Annotated in this window: 3 protein-coding genes; 2 read left to right on the top strand and 1 reads right to left on the bottom strand. The window is 70.6% G+C overall.

Translation table 11 applies throughout. The annotated features are described in order from the left end of the window. The first annotated feature begins 77 nt into the window (after positions 1–77). Positions 78–206 (top strand): morphogenic membrane protein MmpB, encoded by a 129-nt coding sequence (gene mmpB, locus CCN35_RS30025; RefSeq protein WP_086794655.1) that lies wholly within the window; start codon positions 78–80, stop codon positions 204–206. 32 nt (positions 207–238) lie between these two features. Next, positions 239–862 (top strand): Maf family protein, encoded by a 624-nt coding sequence (locus CCN35_RS26935; RefSeq protein WP_086794653.1) that lies wholly within the window; start codon positions 239–241, stop codon positions 860–862. 23 nt (positions 863–885) lie between these two features. Here CCN35_RS26935 and CCN35_RS26930 read toward each other — a convergent pair whose 3' ends face one another. Continuing rightward, positions 886–1,407, bottom strand: coding sequence for a hypothetical protein (locus CCN35_RS26930; protein ID WP_079130066.1), 522 nt, complete (start codon positions 1,405–1,407; stop codon positions 886–888). Between the last annotated feature and the right edge of the window lie 418 nt (positions 1,408–1,825).

Here is a 1,825-nt window from a genome sequence, read left to right as displayed (position 1 = left end):
CCGGTGCACACCGGGACCGGCCAAGTTGAGTACGCGTACTCAGGCGCCGGTCCCGGTGTGCACCGGACGATCGAGGAATGCTGTGGTCCGACCCCGAGAACGAGCCGCCCAAGGAACTGCGGGACGCGCAGGAGATGCTGCGGCGGCTGGGTGTTCTCGTCGCGGTGGCCATGCTGCTGGCGATGCTGGTGATCGGACTGAGGTGAGGCCGGTCGACGCCGCCGTTTACGCTGACCGTATGACAGACCAGCCGCGCCGCCGACTCGTGCTCGCCTCCAAGTCCCCCGCCCGTCTCGGGCTGCTCCGACAGGCCGGGTTCGACCCGGAGGTCGCCGTCAGCGGCGTCGACGAGGATGCGATCACCGCGCCCACCCCAGCCGAGCTGGCCCTCGCGCTGGCCGAGGCGAAGGCCTCCGTCGTGGCGGCCCGCCCGGAGGTCCAGGGCGCCCTGGTCATCGGCTGCGACTCGGTGCTCGACCTGGACGGCAAGCCCCTCGGCAAGCCCGCCGACGCCGAGGAGGCCACCGCCCGCTGGAAGGCGATGCGCGGACAGGCCGGCACCCTTCAGACCGGGCACTGCGTCTGGGACACGCAGAGCGGGCGGTACGTCTCGGGCACCGCCTCCACCGTGGTCCGTTTCGGTGAGCCGACGGACGAGGAGATCGCCGCCTACGTCAGCTCCGGCGAGCCGCTGCACGTCGCCGGTGCCTTCACCCTGGACGGCCGCTCGGCGCCGTTCATCGAGGGCATCGACGGCGACCACGGCAACGTTATCGGCATCAGTCTGCCCCTGGTCCGCCGGCTGCTGGCCGAGCTGGGGGTGAACATCACCGAGCTGTGGGCGCCCCCGGCCGAGAGCTGAACCGGGGGCTGGTCAAGAGCTGCTCAAGGGGCGTCGGACTCGGCCGGAGGGGCGACCGGGGCGGGGGGAATTCCGCCGGCCGGAGCGTCCTCCTTCCGGCCGTCACCCGCGTCGCCCCGGGGGGCGTCGCCCGGCACTCCACCGGCCGATCCCTCCTGGGGGTCGTACGTCATCAGCAGCAGCACGATGAGCGCGAGCACCACCATCAGGGCCACAAAGGCCTTCCAGCCCACCAGCCCCCAGGCGACGGCGCCCAGCAGCCCGTGCACCACGGCCGCGCCGACGAGCAGGACACGGCCGGGGCGGGACGGGCGGCGGCCCCGCACCGCGACCCGCAGGGCGACCAGGCCGCACAGGGCGAAGCAGAGGCCGAAGAGCACGCCGCCGGCCTTCGCCGACGCCGACATCATCTGCGGGTCCAGGCCCGCCAGGGACATCTGCTGCCGGTGCACGACCTCGCCGAGGAGCCAGTTCAGCGCTCCCACCGCGAAGGCCTCCACGAGGAGCACGACCGCCACCACCCCTGCCACCGGTCTGCGCACCACCGGCTCCACCCCCTTCCGACCGCCGCTCCACCGCAGAGCCTGTTACCGCGAGTACCGTCGAGACGACGCGAACGTTACTCACGGGTAAACCGTGGGACAAGGGTTCTGCGGAAGGCAAAGACTGATTGGGCCATTCGTAGGGACTCCACAAAGAAACGAAGTGGGGCGCAGCGCGCTCTCACAGAGACCTCGGCCGCATCGGAAGCTAGGGTTTTCCGGAGGAGTCCTGCGCACAGTGGTGTGACAAGGGATTTCGCGGGTCGAGCGAGCCTCGCATCACGCTCCGTGTGGGCAAGCTCACCGGTGGGGACGGGTCGAAGTGCCGTGTCGGCTGTCCCTAAACTCGGCTTGTTTCAAGGAGGGAGCCTCAATCGTGCGCAAGGTGCTCATCGCCAACCGTGGCGAAATCGCTGTCCGC

The sequence above is a fragment of the Streptomyces thermovulgaris genome, assembly GCF_002155915.1.
Classification (GTDB): Bacteria; Actinomycetota; Actinomycetes; order Streptomycetales; family Streptomycetaceae; genus Streptomyces; species Streptomyces thermovulgaris.
Note: the sequence above shows the minus strand (reverse complement) of the source record. Positions and strands in the feature narration are given on the sequence as shown.